We start from the raw sequence: 13,883 nt of genomic DNA, 5'->3' as shown, positions 1-13,883 counted from the left end.
ACGGAGACGGCCGATGCCCGAACTGCAGCGCCTGCGCGCCGACCACGCCCCGGCCGTCCTGGCTTTCGAACTCGCGAACCGCGCCTGGTTCGCCGCCTCGATCTCCGACCGCGGCGACGACTACTTCGAGGAGTTCGCCGCACGCCACGAAGCCTTGCTCGCCGAACAGGAGGCCGGTGTCTGTGCCTTCTACGTCCTCGTGGCCGACGACGGCTCGGTCCTCGGCCGATTCAACCTGTTCGACCTCACCGAGGATCACTCGGCGGACCTCGGCTACCGGGTCGCCCAGCACGTGGCCGGCCAGGGCGTGGCCACCGCGACCGTCGGGGAACTGTGCCGACTGGCGGCCGAACGGCACGGCCTGCGCACGCTCAGAGCGGCCACCTCCCACACGAACATCGCGTCCCAAAAGGTGCTGACCAAGGCCGGCTTCACTCCGGTCGGCCCCGCCCACCCCTCCGACCTGGGCGGCAAGCAAGGCACTTGGTACGAGCGCGACCTCCAGACCCTCGCGTTCACCCCAGCAGGGCAAGAAGCGGCGCCGGAGGCAGCGGATACCGAGTGTGCCCGTACGGACCAGTCACAACGGTCGCCGTCAGCAACGCATTGAGCACCGCCTCCTCCACGGCGTCCAGCACAGCGCCGAAGAGAAGATCGAGCCCGGCATCGGGCACCACCGCGGGCCCGGCGGGTGTGCCCAAGGGTCGGGTGCCGAACGCGAGGCCGTAGTCGCCGCTGCCGTGCCCGTAGCCGGCGCCGACCCGGGCCAACGCGTAGACCGAGCGGCGGGCCAGCCGGGTCAACTGGCGGGCGTCGAGAGGCGCGTCGGTCGCGGTCACGATCATGCACGAGCCGATCTCCGGGCCGGATGCGGATGCCTCGGCGGGGACACCCACATCGGCGGGAGCGACCGTACGGCCCGACACCCGCAGCGTGCCGGCGAAGTTGGCCTGCACCAGTACGCCGAGCGTCACCTCGCGGCCCTCGACCGGCACCCGGCGCGAGGAGGTGCCGATGCCGGCCTTGAAGCCGAGCGCGGTCATCCCGGTGCCCGCGCCCACCGAGCCCTCGGCGACCGGCCCGGCGGACGCCGAGTCGAGTGCGGCGCGGACGTGTTCCTCCTGGACCGGGCGCGCGCGGATGTCGGACAGGAGTCCGTCGTTGCACTCCCCCACCACCGGATTCACGCTGCGCGCGGCTGCGCCCTCGGGCCGTTCCAGGATCCAGCCGACCAGGGCGTCCGCGACCCGGAAGGCGGACAGGGTCGAGGTGAGCAGCACGGGGGTTTCCAGCGCGCCGAGTTCGGCGATCTGGGTGGTGCCGAGGAGCTTGCCGTAGCCGTTGCCCGCGAACACCCCGGCGGGCAACGGGCTGTCGGGGCCCACGCCTTCGGGCACGATCGCGGTGACGCCGCTGTGCACGCGCGGCGGGCGGATCAGTGTCGTGTGTCCGACGCGGATGCCGGGCACGTCCGTGAGCGCGTTGTGTGGCCCGGTTGGCAAGTGACCGACGCCGAGCCCGAGTTGACGGGCTCGGCGCGGTTCGGTGGGCGGAAGCGGATCGGGGCTCGGCAACGTCGGCATGGCCGGACAGTACGGCACCCCACGTCCCGGTGACGTCCCGCGGTTCCGAGCCCCGTGCGCTCGATCAGCCCGCGGCGAGGAGTTCGAGTGTGTCGATCACCCGGTTGGAGAAGCCCCACTCGTTGTCGTACCAGGCGACGACCTTCACATGGCGGCCGTCGACGCGGGTGAGGGCGGAGTCGAAGATCGACGAGGCCGGGTTGCCGGTGATGTCGGAGGAGACGAGCGCGTCCTCGGAGTACTCGAGGACACCCGCGAGGGGGCCCTCGGCCGCCGTGCGGTAGGCCGCCAGCACGTCCTCGCGGGTCACGTCGCGGGAGACGGTGGTGTTGAGTTCGACGATCGAGCCCACCGGTACGGGGACCCGGATCGAGTCGCCCGAGAGCTTGCCGTCGAGGTTCGGCAGGACATGACCGATCGCCTTGGCGGCGCCGGTCGTGGTCGGCACGATATTGACGGCGGCGGCACGGGCGCGACGGGGGTCGCGGTGCGGGCCGTCCTGGAGGTTCTGCTCCTGCGTGTAGGCGTGCACCGTGGTCATGAAGCCGTGCTCGATACCGGCGAGTTCGTCGAGCACCGCGGCGAGCGGTGCCAGCGCGTTGGTGGTGCAGGAGGCGTTCGAGACGATCGTGTGCGTGGCCGGGTCGTAGGCGTCGTTGTTGACCCCGAAAGCGAGCGTGACGTCGGCGCCGTCCGAGGGCGCGCTGACGAGTACCTTCCGGGCGCCCGCGTCGAGGTGGGCGCGGGCGGCCTTGGCGGAGGTGAAACGGCCGGTGGCCTCGAGGACGAGGTCGACCTCCAGCGCGGCCCAGGGCAGGTCAGCCGGTTCGCGCTCGGCGAGCACCTTGATGCGCCGGCCGTCCACGACAAGGGTGTCCCCGTCGACGGTCACGGGGCGGCCGAGCCGGCCGGACGTCGTGTCGAAGGCGAGCAGGCGCGCCAGCGTCGCGGGCTCCGTCAGGTCGTTGACGGCGACGACCTCGAGGTCGGTGTCGCGTTCGAGCAGGGCGCGCAGCACATTGCGTCCGATGCGGCCGAATCCGTTGATGGCAATGCGAGTCATGAGTTGAGTCCCTTCGGTTCTCCACCAGGCTCGCGCGCGGGGGCCGTCGGGGACAGTGGCGTGATCGCCATGGTTCAAAAGGATTTCGCCACACCGTGAGAAACGGCGGAGCCACGTGGGAAAGGGCGGAGCTACTCGCCCTGGGCGAAGGTGCGCCGGTACTCGCTCGGGGTCGTACCGAGGAGGCGGTGGAAGTGCAGCCGGAGATTCGCGCCGGTGCCGAGACCGACGTCGACGGCGATCTGCTCGACACCGCGCTCGGACCGTTCGAGGAGTTCGCGGGCCATGTCGATACGGGCGCGCATGACCCACTGCATCGGGGTGTAGCCGGTCTCTTCGACGAAACGGCGCGAGAACGTGCGCGGTGAGACGGCGGCCTGCCGGGCCAGCGTCTCCAGGGTGAGGGGCTCGCCGAGCCGGTGCAGCGCCCACTCGCGCGTGGCGGCGAACCGTTCACCGAGCGGCTCGGGCACGGTGCGCGGCACGTACTGTGCCTGACCGCCGCTGCGGTAGGGGGCCGCGACCAGGCGCCGGGCCGCGTGGTTGGACGCGGCCACTCCGAGGTCGCCGCGCAGGATGTGCAGGCACAGGTCGATACCGGAGGCGGCGCCCGCCGAGGTCAGCACGCTGCCCTCGTCGACGAACAGGACGTTCTCGTCAACTTTGACGAGTGGGTACTTCGCCGCGAGCGCCCGTGTGTAGTGCCAGTGCGTCGTGGCGCGCCTGTCGTCGAGCAGCCCCGTGGCGGCGAGCGCGAAGGCGCCGGTCGAGATCGCGGCGAGCCTCGCGCCCCGCTCGTGCGCGGCGATCAGCGCGTCGAGGACCGCCTGCGGCGGGTCCTCCCGGTCCGGGAACCGATAGCCGGGCAGAAACACGATGTCGGCCCAGTTCATCGCGTCGAGACCGTCGGCGACGTGGTACGACAGCCCGTCGCCGCCGGTCACCAGCCCGGGCGCCGCACCGCACAGCCGCACCTCGTACGGCATGCTCGCCCGGGTCGTGAACACCTGCGCGGGGATTCCGACATCGAGCGGCTTGGCGCCTTCGAGCACGAGGACGGCGACGCGACGCAGACGGGCGGTGGACACGGGGACAGCCTACGCAGGGCCACGGCCGCGCGGTCACCGGCGCCGTACGGTCCCGCGCAGGTCAGACCTTCCAGGACCGCAGCTGGTCGGCGACGGCGAGGACACCGACACGTGTGTCGCGGATCTTGCGGACGAGGTCGGAGAGGGCGCCGTAGGGCGGGTCGATGCCTTCGCCGGACTGGCCCATGTACTGGGCGGCGACGAACGCGGCGTAGAGGCTGTTGCGGTGCGGCAGCGGCTCCAGGCGCACGATCGTGTGCATGAGCGCGGCGGCCCGCCAGGCGGCGTCCGGGTCGGCAACGGCGAGCGTCGGCAGCTTGGTCTTGTGCCGGGACACGGCGGCCACGAGCGCGGAGTAGTCGGAGATCGACATGTCCTCGTGGCCGAGGGCGGCCTCCTGGACGTCGAGCAGCCAGGAGACGTCGATGTACAGGTGCATCAGGCGGCCGCGACCCCGTCACGCTCGGCGGGCGGCACCTCGTCGGGGAAGGCGTCGTCGAACTCGCCGCGCAACCGCTCGGCCCACGCGGACGCGCCGGCGACGAACAGTCCGCGCTGCATCTCGCGGACGCCGAGGTCGTGCAGGTACTGCTTGAGGCTCTTCCCCTCGGCCGCGGCGGCGGCCCGGACTCCCTCTAGTTCCTCTTCGGTGAAGGACACATTCAGCGATGGCATACAGCGATGGTACCTACTTGGTGCCGCCGGTGCGAGGGGCCCGTCCTCGGAACCGGATCCGGGTAGCCCCTAGGGTGCGGGAATGATCTCTCGCGACTATCTCTCCGAACTGTTCTCTCTGGACGGCCGGGTCGCCGTCGTGACGGGCGGCAGCTCCGGCATCGGCCGGGCCGTCGCCGGAGCCCTCGCACGGGCGGGGGCCGCGGTGGTCGTAGTGGCCCGCAAGGAGCGGGAACTGGCCGCCACGGTCGACGAGTTGACGGCGGCGGGCTGCCGGGCGGCCTGGGTGCGCGGCGATCTGGGGACCCGGGACGGGGTGCGGACGGCGGCGGAGGCCGCGGCCGAGGTGTTCGGGGAGCCGGACATTCTCGTGAACAGCGCCGGCATCAACCTGCGGCCGCCGATGGGCGAGTTGAGCGAGGAGGTGTGGGACACCACGATGGCGCTGAACCTGGAGGCGCCCTACCTCCTGGGCCGCCGCTTCGGCCCCGGCATGGCCGAACGGGGCTTCGGCCGCATCATCCACATCACCTCCCAACAGGCACACCGAGCGTTCGTGCAGAGCGGCGCCTACGGCGTCTCCAAGGGCGCACTGGAGTCCCTGGCCCGCTCCCAGGCAGAGGCCTGGTCGCCGCACGGTGTCACCTGCAACACCCTGGTCCCGGGCTTCGTCATGACACCGCTCAACGAACGCCTGTCATCGGACCCGGAAAAGGTGGCGGCACTGGCCGCACGCACCATGGTCGGCCGCAACGGCCTCGCCGAGGACTTCGCGGGCGCGGCGGTGTTCCTGGCGAGCGGCGCCTCCGCCTATGTCACCGGGCAGTCGGTGTTCGTGGACGGTGGGTTCTCCGTGCACTAGCCCAACACCGGCTGCGCCTGGGCCAGTTGCAGACACGAGTCACCCGCGGCTACGACGTCCCCCTCCCCCGCCGCAGAAACCGGATCACCGGATGTCCGGGCTCATGGCCGACCTCCGCGTGGACGCCGTAGACGTCCTTGATGAGGGCGGGGGTGAGGACGTCGGTCGGGGTGCCCTCGGACACCGTGCGGCCGATGTTCAGGACGAGCAGGCGGTCGCAGTACATCGCGGCGAGGTTGAGGTCGTGCAGGGCGATCACGGTGGTGACCGGGAGGTCGGCGATCAGGTCGAGCAGGTCCAACTGGTGCTGGATGTCGAGGTGGTTGGTCGGCTCGTCGAGGAGGAGTTCGCGGGGTTCCTGGGCCAACGCCCGGGCGATCTGGGCGCGTTGGCGTTCGCCGCCGGAGAGGGTGTGCCAGGACTGGGCGGCGCGGTCGGTCAGCCCGGTGCGTTCCAACGCCTCGTCGACGGCACGGGAGTCGGCGGCCGTCGCCGGTGACCAGGCGCGCCGGTGCGGGATGCGGCCGAGGGCGACGACCTCGCGGACGGTCAACTCGGTCTGGGTGTGGGTGTGTTGCTCGACGCCGGCGATACGGCGGGCGGTGGTGCGGCGTCCGAGTTCGGGCAACGGCCGTCCGTCGAGCGTCACTACGCCGGTGGAGGCGGGGAGTACTCCGGCGAGCAGGCGCAACAGCGTTGACTTTCCTGAGCCGTTGGGGCCGAGGAGGCCGACGGTCTCGCCGGGGCGCAGAGTGAGGGTGACGCCGTCGACGATGAGGCGGCCGTCGGTGCGGCGGGAGACACGGTCGGCGTGGAGGCCGGTGTCCGGTGCGGGGGTGCTCATGTCGCCGTCTGCGGGTGTGTTCATGCCTTCCTCCGGCCCCGGTGCAGCACGACCACGAACGCGGGCACGCCGATCAGCGACGTCACCACCCCCACCGGTACCTCCTGGGGATCGACGACGGTACGGGCGAGGGTGTCCACCCACACCAGGAAGACGGCTCCGGTCAGCGCGGTGACCGGCAGCAGGCGTACATGCCCGGAACCTGTGAGTGCCCGCGTGACATGCGGCAGGACCAGCCCCACGAAGCCGATCGCGCCGGCGCAACTGACCAGGACCGCCGTGAGCAGCGCCGTCGCGCACAGCAGGATCAGACGGGCGCGGGCCAGGTTCACGCCGAGGCCGGCCGCCGCCTCCTCGCCGAAGGCGAACGCGTCCAGGGTGGTGGCATGGCCGAGGCACACGACCAGGACGACGGCCAACGCGCCCGCGCACAGCAGCACTTGCCCCCAGTCCGCACCGGAGAGCGAGCCGAGCAGCCAGAACAGCACGCCCTTGGTGGTCTCGGCGTCCGCCGAGGTCAGCACCGTGAACGAGGTCAGCGCGGAGAAGAGTTGCATGGCGGCCACGCCGGACAGCACCACCCGGTCCATGCTCGCGCCGAGGCTGTGGCTGAGCAGCATCACCAGCCCGAAGGAGAGCAGGGCCCCGACGAAGGCGCCCGCCGACAGCGACACGGCTCCGCCGCCCACGCCGAGCACCACGACCGCCACCGCCCCGGTGGAGACACCGAGCACGAACGGATCCGCCAGCGGATTGCGCAACAGCGACTGCATGACCGCGCCGCACAGCCCGAGCCCGGCCCCGCACACGGCGGCGAGCAGCGTACGGGGCATACGCAGGTCCCAGACGATGCCGTCCCGCAGCGGAGCGAGCGTGCTCCGGCCGCCGCCGAGGTGGGACGCGACGGACGCCCACACGTCGGCCGTGGAGATGTCGGCGGGTCCGACGGTCACCGCGAAGGCCACGGAAACCAGCAGCGCGATAAGCCCGCCACCCGTCAACAGCAGGGTGCGGACGGTCACTTGGCGAGTCCGAAGTCGCGCAGGCCGGCGGCGACCTGCTCGATCCCTTCGACGGTACGGATGGACGGGTTCATCGCCTGACCGCTGAGCAGGATGTACCGCTTCTTCTTGACGGCGGTGAGGTTGCGGGTGGCCGCGTTGGTCTCCAGGAAGTGGATCTTCGCCTCGGCGGTCTCGGCGGTCTGTGACTTACGGGTCAGATCGCCGAGGACGATGACGTCGGGATCGCGGTCGGCGACGGTCTCCCAGTTGATCTGGGGCCACTCGTCATGGGTGTCGGAGAAGGCGTTCTCGGCGCCGACGGTACGGGTGATGGCGCCGGGGGCGCCGCAGCAGCCGGCCAGGTAGGGCGACTGGGAGTTGGCGAACCAGTACATGAGGGAGGTGCCGGAGGCGTCGAGCCCGGCCGTCGCTTTGCGCACTCGCTCCTTGAGTTGCGCCACGAGCTTGTCGCCGCGCGCCTCGACGCCCATCACACGCGACAGGTCCCGTATCTCGCCGTAGACGGTGTCGAGCGTGAGCGGTGTGCTGCGCGAACCGTCGCCGCCGCTGTCGTTGTCCTTGCCCGCGCAGTCGGCCGGCGAGACGTATGTCGGCACGCCCAGCTTCTCGAACTGTTCGCGGGTGGCGACGCCGCCTTTGCCGAGCGTCGAGACGAACGAGGCGGTGACGAAGTCGGGTTCGGCGTCGAGGACCCTCTCGAAGGAGGGGGCGTTGTCGGCGAGGCGCGGCACGGTCGCGTTCGCCTTCTCCAGGCCCTTGAGCACCGGGTCGGTCCAGGTGGCGGTGCCGGCCAGGCGGTCGGCGAGGCCGAGGGAGAGCAGGATCTCGGTGGTGCCCTGGTTGAGGGAGACGACCCGCTCGGGCGCGGACTTCAAGGTGACCTTGTTCCCGCAGTCGGTGAGGGTGAGCGGGAAGCCGGCGGCGGACTTCTCCGTCTCGCCGTCGGCACTGTCGCCGTCGGATCCGCCGCACGCGGTGAGCAGCAGGGCGGGCGCGATGAGGAGGGCCGCGGTACGGCGGCGCAGCGGGACGGGGGCGGTACGGATCACGGGCATGCCTTGCCTGTCGGGGCTCGAACGCGGAGCCTGGCCTGTGAACTCCCCCTCGCCGAGGGCGAGAAGGCGCCAGCAGGTCTTCGGACTCGGGTTCGTCCGGACGGAGCGCCTTCCCGGCACATCGCACACCGGCTCCTTCGGCCGGCCCGTGTCGCCCCAGTGGCATCAGTGCCCCGCCCGTCCCCCTCACCGCTGCGCGTCAGTTCCGGATTTCCACCGGATTCCCTGGCCTCGGTTGTGGCACGACTGGCCCGCACAACGTATCAAGATCGACGAACGGCTCCTGGCACGGGGGGAGCGGCACGGAGGCACCGGCACAGCCGTGACCGCGACACTCGCGGGCTTGAACTCACCTCGCGACACAGGCCGTTGGGCGCCCCGGGCGCAGAACAAGGCGACACCGGCCGGATCCCGTTGTACGTCGGAGTCGCACGCAGACCGTGAGGCGGGCGGAAAAGCACCGAGCGCGGTGATCGCATCGGTCACCGCGCTCGTCGTAGAAAAGGCCCGTCAGGCCGGGACGGGGTCCGGTTCCTGGGAGGGTGCGGGGGCGTCCGGGCGCGTGGGGTTGAGGAGGCGTTCGGCGAGGGGGGCGAAGATCAGGCCGAGGGCCGTCCAGAGGATGAGCTGCGCGGCGACGGAGTAGAAGCGGAAGGTGAAGAGCACGTCGGCGGGGAAGCCCGGGTAGACGATATTGCCCTTGGTGTCCTTCAGCGGCAGCGGTGTCTCGGTGGCCTGGTTGCCGAAGTTGGCCTTGTTGTACGAGAGATGGCCGAGCTGCGGCAGAAGCAGCATGACGATCCCGATCGCCACGACGAACGCGGCGCCGGCGAGGAGGGTGGCGTTCCAGTTGCCGAAGCGTGCCTGGAGGTGCTTTCCGAGATAGACCGCTCCGGCGAGGAAGGCGACGGAGCACACGATCATGATCAGGTACAGGGCGCTGCGCTGCTGGATCGTCTCTTCGTGACCGATCGCGGGCGGGTTGGCCGGGTACTTCAGGAACGGCACCAGGTACATGCCGAGGAATCCGCCGCCGGCGACGAGAAGCGCCAGGTTGCGCGGCCGCAGCCCGCCGGTGCGGCCCAGGCAGACGGCGTAGGCGACGGCGAACAGGGCGCCCATCGCCATGCCGAAGAGGATCATGCCGGCGCCGATGCCCACGTTGGCCTGGATGGTGCGGCTGAAGAGTTCGTGTTCGTGGCCCTCGACGGGCAGGCCGGCCGCCTTGTCCAGGGCGTTCTGGGCGGCGTCACGGCCGCTCTCGTAGTCGATGGCCTTGGCGATCTGTGGCTCGGCGAAGATGCGCGCGAACACGAAGGCGAGCAGGCCCGCGACTGCGCCGGCGAGTACGCCGCGCAGTATGAGCTTCTTTTCCATGTCGAGTTGTCCGTACGTCCAGGTGCCGGCGGAGGGTCAGTGGCAGGGGAAGCCGAGGAAGTGGCGGGCGTCGTGGACGAACTCGTGGACGTGCATGTCGTTGCCGAACACCGACACGGCGCCCTGGTCGACACCGATGAAGTAGTAGACCGCCAGCGCGATCAGCGCGGTGCCGACCAGCCAGACGATCGACTTCGAGACGGGCAGGACAACCGGCGTGGACACCGGACGGGATGTGGAAACGCTGCTCAAGGTGAGCCCTCCTTCGGGATCGTGCGTCCCTTGCGTGTACGGGCGAGTGAAGGTTCAGTGTCTGACTCGCCCTCCACCTTCCGGCGGCGGGCTCACAGTGGCGCGACCGTGCTGGAATTCCACCAGCTTCCTTATGCCATCACTACAGGGGGAGAGTACGGCGCGTCTCTCCGGGCCGTCAATCAGGCCCGTTCGCCGTACAGCTCCTGACAGAGCGACCGAACGGATGAGCGGGCGGGTCTCGCGGAGGCGTCCGGCAGGTGGGCCGGGGTCACACGGGTGGCGTATTCGCGTGGCGTGGTGGCGGGCGGGGACCTAGTAATGGACGGGATCAGCTTGTTCATCGCGCTTCGGGGGGCGATAGCAGCATCACCCTCTTCATGGAGAGCCGAGCATGACCACCCGCTCTTTCTCGCCCAGCCCGGACCGACCCGATATACCTCACGGCACCGCCGTCGACCCGCTCGCGCCCTCCGACGGAGGGCCGGCCGACGGATCGCCGCCGACGTCACGTCCGTCGCAAGAGGGTCCCGCCCGCACCGGCCACGAGGGCGAGAACTCCGATCCGATGCACCGCCTGGTGCAGGCCGCCGTCGCCGACCGGCCGCTCGACGAGGTCCTCCAGCTCATCACGTTGCTGGAGCAGTCGCCGAAGTACGCCCAGGCCACCGTCGACGCCCTGCGGGCGGTCGGTGTCGACCGGTCCGTGGAGGACGTGACGCGCCTGGTGACCCTGCTGACCCGGCCGCCGCGCCATCCCGACTGCGCCGACGAGGCGATCCGCGCCGCCGCCGAGAGCCGGCCTGTGGAGGACGTCACGCGGCTGATGGCCCTGCTGCAGCAGGCGCCGCTGGAACCGCACTGCGGTGAGGAGGCGGTACGGGCCGCGGCGGGCAGGCCCGTCGAGGAACTCGTCCAGTTGATCGGCCGGTTGGCCGAGGAGCAGGACGTATCCGCTCGTGGCTCGGAACGTGCGGCGGACCAGAACACCCCGAGGTCCACCGCTCCGGGACAGGACGCGCACGACGCGCCCGATCCGGAAAGTACGGACGGCCACCGTCCGGCTGTTCGTCAACACCGGCCACGACGTGTGCGTACGGCGACCCGGCGGGCCGCTCCCCCGCTCTGGCCGAGGCTGATCGCGGCGGCGGCGCTCGTGCTGTGCGGGCTGTTGTACTTCCCGCTGCACCGTGCGGGAGCCTCAGGCACCGCCTTCGGATGCGTGCTGGGTGTCTCGATCCTGTGCGTCCTGCTGGCGCCTGCGGTGATCCTGCACGGCGGCCTGTCCGTGCTCGCCGTGTCCATGGTGGTGCCGGCCGCGCTGGCCGCCCTCCAGTTGTTCGACGGGCGGTTCCACTCCACACGCCTCTCCGATGCGCTGCGGATCACTGCGGCACCGTCGTGGTTCGCGGGGCTGATGGCCGTACTCGCCGCGCTGGCGGCGCTCACGGCGTTGCTCGCGCTGCTGGCCTCGCGGCGGTTCGGGAGGCAGTTGGACCTTCCCGGCCATCCCGATCAGCCGGCGTTGGCGGACGCGAACCGGACGCCCCAGTAGGGTCGGGCCCGCTCAACGGGCGGTGGCGTCGGGGCTGTTCACGACGTCGCCGCTCGCCGACGGCACCGTCGACGCCGAGGCCGCGGGGCTGGAGGCGGCACTGTGGCTCGGGCGGGCACCGGAGCTTGAACCGGTCCCGGGCTCCGCGCTCGCGGACGGTGAGGCGGTGCCGCCCGAGTACGACCCCGTACTGCTGGACGTGAGCGGCGTGGGTGTCGGGCTGTTCGCGGGAGCGTGCGTTCCCGCCGAGCCGCCGCCCAACGAGGTTCCCGTACCGGATTCGTTTCTGACCGCCGCAGCGATCGGCTTGCCCATGATCAGTTCCCCCACGGTCACCGTGACCATCGCCAGGGCGAACACCAGGCCTGTCGCCAGGGCGAACTTCTTCCAGCCGATGGACTTCCAGAAGGAGCCGCTACGACGGGTCCCATAGATGGTGACCGACTCGTCGTCGGACGGTGGCGCGGCACCCGCCGAGGGACGGTCCGGTAAGGCGAACGCCGCCCGGGCGTCCGCGCGTTGCAACGCCCGCTCCTCACTCGGCGTCAGCGCGAGCGCCACCGAGGGCACTCTTCTGCGAATCCCCTCGCCCGTTCGCCGGAACGCGTGCTGGAAGACCGCCGCGCCGGTGGTGGCGCTGGTGCTGACCACGGCGGCGCCGATGATCGTCCCGGTCACCCCCAGCAGGGACGCCAACACGGCGCCCACCACGGTCGCGAGCGCACTCGCCACCACCTGTACAGCGGTCAGATCGAGCACCTTGCGCTTCGGCTCCTGCTTCTTCTTCTCGTCCTTGGTGTGACTCTCCATCAATGTCGACTGCCCTGTTGGCGCTGTTTAACCTCAACGCGCACCAACAGGGCCGGACTTCATCAGTACGTCACCTCGGCGACCGCTCCGCGAGCGTCTCGGTGAACGGCGTGACCGGGCGCTCCAGGGTCTCGCCGTCCACGACGATGTCGACCGCCTCGTTGTAGAAGGCGAGCAGATCCTTCACGGCGCCGACCGCGGGCAGCGGCTCCGGATAGCTCCAGACGATGTTCGGCGGAACACCAGGAACACTGGGAGCACTGGGCGCACTGGGAACTCCGGCCTCCCCCTGCCACGACCAGTACGTGGCGGTGCCCTTGTAGGGGCACCCGGTGCTGTGGTCGGTCGGTTCGAACAGGTCCAGGCGGACGTCTTCGCGCGGGATGTAGTACCGGGTCGGCAGGCCGGTCTCGAAGAGCAGGACCGGGCGGTGGGTGTCGGCGACGACCGCGCCGTCGATCGCGACCCGGACGTGCCGGCTGCTGGGGATGGCGTCGACGCGTTTGTGCGGGTCCCGGGGGTGGATGAAGATCTCTTCCTCCTCCTCGTACCAGTGGTCCAGGCCCCGGCCGACCCGCCGGAACCACTCGAAGGCGATGTGTCCGGCCAGGTCGTCGGCCGGGTAGGTCCAGGCCGCGTTCTCCGTCGACTCACCGGCGAGTTCGAGGTCGTAGAAGATGCGTGATCCGGTGTGTGTGCCGGTCGGGGGATTCTTCGCGGGGTGGAGGAGGTCCTCGCGGATCTCGTCGTGCGGGAAGGCGTAGGTCGGTACGGGGACGTCCGGTTCCCAGACGAGGACGGGGTGCCTGCTGTCCACGACGGTGGTGTCGCCCTTGCGGCCGCGTACCCAGCGGTTGCTCGGCTCCCACAGGAGTCCTTCGGGGGTGGTCCTGACGTCTCGTGCGGTGGGGAAGGTGCTCATCCCTTGCTCCGTGATCCGTAGGGGGTGAGGCGGCCCGGGGGCTGATGCGGCGGACCGCTCCTTGCCAGTTTCCGGTAGGGGAGGGTTCACTGGTCGGGTGCCGAGCTTCACCACCACGCTGACGGGCTTCTGGCCCTCGCGTCGTGTCCACGTGTTCGACGTGTTCTGTTGCCGTGCCGCGTCCCCGACTCCCGCACGGCACCCGTAAGAGCACACGAGAACCGAGGTCCACCATGTCCGTGACCGATGAACTGCTGGCCAACAACGCCCGTTACGCCGAGACCTTCCAAGGCCCGCTCCCCCTTCCGCCCGCCAAGCACCTCGCCGTGGTGGCCTGCATGGACGCGCGGCTCGACGTGTACGCGATCCTCGGTCTGAACGAGGGCGAGGCCCATGTCATCCGCAACGCGGGCGGTGTCGTCACCCAGGACGAGATCCGCTCGCTCGCGATCAGCCAACGGCTCCTGGGCACCGAGGAGATCATCCTCGTCCACCACACGGACTGCGGCATGCTGACCTTCACGGACGACGGCTTCAAGGCCGCGATCGAGGAGGACACCGGTATCCGCCCGTCGTGGGCGGCGGAGGCCTTCGGCGATCTGGACACCGACGTACGGCAGTCGATCGCCCGTATCAAGGCCGACCCCTTCATCGTGCACAAGGACGGCATCAGGGGCTTCGTCTTCGACGTGGCCACCGGGAAGCTCAACGAGGTCGAGTGAATGCGACCCAATACGACCGGGTGCGCAATCAGCGGTGCGGTTGATCGGAA

Annotated in this window: 16 protein-coding genes and 2 riboswitches; of the genes, 4 read left to right on the top strand and 12 right to left on the bottom strand. The window is 70.4% G+C overall.

The features are described from left to right. The first annotated feature begins 13 nt into the window (after positions 1 to 13). Positions 14 to 610, top strand: a complete 597-nt coding sequence (locus tag JHN63_RS01175) for a GNAT family N-acetyltransferase (protein ID WP_200676731.1) — start codon at positions 14 to 16, stop codon at positions 608 to 610. On the opposite strand, the gene JHN63_RS01170 is transcribed toward JHN63_RS01175, so the two are convergent. From JHN63_RS01170 to JHN63_RS01150, 5 genes are all read right to left on the bottom strand, one after another. Further along, complete coding sequence (locus JHN63_RS01170; RefSeq protein WP_200676730.1) at positions 516 to 1,583, bottom strand: P1 family peptidase; 1,068 nt, start codon at positions 1,581 to 1,583, stop codon at positions 516 to 518. The two genes, JHN63_RS01175 and JHN63_RS01170, sit on opposite strands and share 95 nt — an antisense overlap. Positions 1,584 to 1,647: 64 nt before the next feature. Beyond that, a complete protein-coding gene (gap, locus tag JHN63_RS01165) occupies positions 1,648 to 2,646 on the bottom strand; it encodes a type I glyceraldehyde-3-phosphate dehydrogenase (RefSeq protein WP_200676729.1) in 999 nt (332 codons plus the stop codon). Between the two features lie 131 nt (positions 2,647 to 2,777). Continuing rightward, the gene (locus JHN63_RS01160; RefSeq protein WP_200676728.1) at positions 2,778 to 3,734 is read right to left on the bottom strand and encodes a GlxA family transcriptional regulator; all 957 of its coding nucleotides are present in this window, start codon (positions 3,732 to 3,734) and stop codon (positions 2,778 to 2,780) included. 61 nt (positions 3,735 to 3,795) lie between these two features. Continuing rightward, entirely contained in the window at positions 3,796 to 4,173 is a 378-nt protein-coding gene (locus JHN63_RS01155; protein ID WP_200676727.1) for a toxin Doc, read from the bottom strand. After that, the gene (locus JHN63_RS01150; protein WP_200676726.1) at positions 4,173 to 4,409 is read right to left on the bottom strand and encodes a hypothetical protein; all 237 of its coding nucleotides are present in this window, start codon (positions 4,407 to 4,409) and stop codon (positions 4,173 to 4,175) included. The genes JHN63_RS01155 and JHN63_RS01150 overlap by 1 nt, the downstream gene beginning before the upstream one ends. An 82-nt stretch (positions 4,410 to 4,491) precedes the next feature. On the opposite strand from JHN63_RS01150, the gene JHN63_RS01145 reads away from it, so the two are divergent. Further along, positions 4,492 to 5,271, top strand: a complete 780-nt coding sequence (locus tag JHN63_RS01145) for an SDR family NAD(P)-dependent oxidoreductase (protein ID WP_200676725.1) — start codon at positions 4,492 to 4,494, stop codon at positions 5,269 to 5,271. A gap of 49 nt (positions 5,272 to 5,320) precedes the next feature. Here JHN63_RS01145 and JHN63_RS01140 read toward each other — a convergent pair whose 3' ends face one another. The 5 genes from JHN63_RS01140 to JHN63_RS01120 form a co-directional block, all read right to left on the bottom strand. Then, positions 5,321 to 6,139, bottom strand: coding sequence for an ABC transporter ATP-binding protein (locus JHN63_RS01140; RefSeq protein WP_200676724.1), 819 nt, complete (start codon positions 6,137 to 6,139; stop codon positions 5,321 to 5,323). Then, the gene (locus JHN63_RS01135) at positions 6,136 to 7,137 is read right to left on the bottom strand and encodes an iron ABC transporter permease (RefSeq protein ID WP_200676723.1); all 1,002 of its coding nucleotides are present in this window, start codon (positions 7,135 to 7,137) and stop codon (positions 6,136 to 6,138) included. Before JHN63_RS01135 ends, JHN63_RS01140 begins: the two co-directional genes overlap by 4 nt. Further along, a complete protein-coding gene (locus JHN63_RS01130; protein WP_200676722.1) occupies positions 7,134 to 8,195 on the bottom strand; it encodes an ABC transporter substrate-binding protein in 1,062 nt (353 codons plus the stop codon). The genes JHN63_RS01135 and JHN63_RS01130 overlap by 4 nt, the downstream gene beginning before the upstream one ends. 53 nt (positions 8,196 to 8,248) lie before the next feature. After that, positions 8,249 to 8,461: riboswitch (cobalamin riboswitch) on the bottom strand. A 244-nt stretch (positions 8,462 to 8,705) separates the two neighbouring features. Then, the gene (locus tag JHN63_RS01125; protein WP_200676721.1) at positions 8,706 to 9,572 is read right to left on the bottom strand and encodes a CbtA family protein; all 867 of its coding nucleotides are present in this window, start codon (positions 9,570 to 9,572) and stop codon (positions 8,706 to 8,708) included. Between the two features lie 36 nt (positions 9,573 to 9,608). After that, on the bottom strand, positions 9,609 to 9,824 hold the full coding sequence (locus tag JHN63_RS01120) for a CbtB domain-containing protein (RefSeq protein WP_234475736.1): 216 nt from the start codon (positions 9,822 to 9,824) through the stop codon (positions 9,609 to 9,611). Between the two features lie 57 nt (positions 9,825 to 9,881). Further along, positions 9,882 to 9,955, bottom strand: a riboswitch (cobalamin riboswitch). A gap of 263 nt (positions 9,956 to 10,218) precedes the next feature. Between JHN63_RS01120 and JHN63_RS01115 the strand changes: the two genes are divergently transcribed. Beyond that, on the top strand, positions 10,219 to 11,379 hold the full coding sequence (locus tag JHN63_RS01115; protein WP_200676720.1) for a hypothetical protein: 1,161 nt from the start codon (positions 10,219 to 10,221) through the stop codon (positions 11,377 to 11,379). Positions 11,380 to 11,391: 12 nt separating this feature from the next. Here the strand turns inward: JHN63_RS01115 and JHN63_RS01110 are convergent, their stop codons facing one another. Then, positions 11,392 to 12,189, bottom strand: a complete 798-nt coding sequence (locus JHN63_RS01110; protein ID WP_200676719.1) for a hypothetical protein — start codon at positions 12,187 to 12,189, stop codon at positions 11,392 to 11,394. 70 nt (positions 12,190 to 12,259) lie between these two features. Further along, positions 12,260 to 13,111 carry a DUF427 domain-containing protein gene (locus JHN63_RS01105; protein WP_200676718.1) on the bottom strand — a complete coding sequence of 284 codons (852 nt, stop codon included), beginning with the start codon at positions 13,109 to 13,111 and terminating at the stop codon, positions 12,260 to 12,262. A 233-nt stretch (positions 13,112 to 13,344) separates the two neighbouring features. Here JHN63_RS01105 and JHN63_RS01100 point away from each other — a divergent pair, with 233 nt between their 5' ends. Beyond that, positions 13,345 to 13,833: a carbonic anhydrase gene (locus JHN63_RS01100; RefSeq protein ID WP_200676717.1), complete on the top strand. Its 489-nt coding sequence runs from the start codon at positions 13,345 to 13,347 to the stop codon at positions 13,831 to 13,833. Positions 13,834 to 13,883: the final 50 nt, after the last annotated feature.

Origin of the sequence: Streptomyces sp. MBT65, assembly GCF_016612545.1 — a bacterium.
Lineage (GTDB): Bacteria > Actinomycetota > Actinomycetes > Streptomycetales > Streptomycetaceae > Streptomyces.
Note: the sequence above shows the minus strand (reverse complement) of the source record. Positions and strands in the feature narration are given on the sequence as shown.

What these genes read in the sequence shown, in the direction of transcription:
- JHN63_RS01175 (WP_200676731.1), top strand. Translation starts at nt 14, where the DNA reads ATGCCCGAACTGCAGCGCCTGCGCGCCGACCACGCCCCGGCCGTCCTG.
- JHN63_RS01170 (WP_200676730.1), bottom strand. Translation starts at nt 1,583, where the DNA reads ATGCCGACGTTGCCGAGCCCCGATCCGCTTCCGCCCACCGAACCGCGC.
- gap (WP_200676729.1), bottom strand. Translation starts at nt 2,646, where the DNA reads ATGACTCGCATTGCCATCAACGGATTCGGCCGCATCGGACGCAATGTG.
- JHN63_RS01155 (WP_200676727.1), bottom strand. Translation starts at nt 4,173, where the DNA reads ATGCACCTGTACATCGACGTCTCCTGGCTGCTCGACGTCCAGGAGGCC.
- JHN63_RS01150 (WP_200676726.1), bottom strand. Translation starts at nt 4,409, where the DNA reads ATGCCATCGCTGAATGTGTCCTTCACCGAAGAGGAACTAGAGGGAGTC.
- JHN63_RS01145 (WP_200676725.1), top strand. Translation starts at nt 4,492, where the DNA reads ATGATCTCTCGCGACTATCTCTCCGAACTGTTCTCTCTGGACGGCCGG.
- JHN63_RS01140 (WP_200676724.1), bottom strand. Translation starts at nt 6,139, where the DNA reads ATGAACACACCCGCAGACGGCGACATGAGCACCCCCGCACCGGACACC.
- JHN63_RS01130 (WP_200676722.1), bottom strand. Translation starts at nt 8,195, where the DNA reads ATGCCCGTGATCCGTACCGCCCCCGTCCCGCTGCGCCGCCGTACCGCG.
- JHN63_RS01125 (WP_200676721.1), bottom strand. Translation starts at nt 9,572, where the DNA reads ATGGAAAAGAAGCTCATACTGCGCGGCGTACTCGCCGGCGCAGTCGCG.
- JHN63_RS01115 (WP_200676720.1), top strand. Translation starts at nt 10,219, where the DNA reads ATGACCACCCGCTCTTTCTCGCCCAGCCCGGACCGACCCGATATACCT.
- JHN63_RS01110 (WP_200676719.1), bottom strand. Translation starts at nt 12,189, where the DNA reads ATGGAGAGTCACACCAAGGACGAGAAGAAGAAGCAGGAGCCGAAGCGC.
- JHN63_RS01105 (WP_200676718.1), bottom strand. Translation starts at nt 13,111, where the DNA reads ATGAGCACCTTCCCCACCGCACGAGACGTCAGGACCACCCCCGAAGGA.
- JHN63_RS01100 (WP_200676717.1), top strand. Translation starts at nt 13,345, where the DNA reads ATGTCCGTGACCGATGAACTGCTGGCCAACAACGCCCGTTACGCCGAG.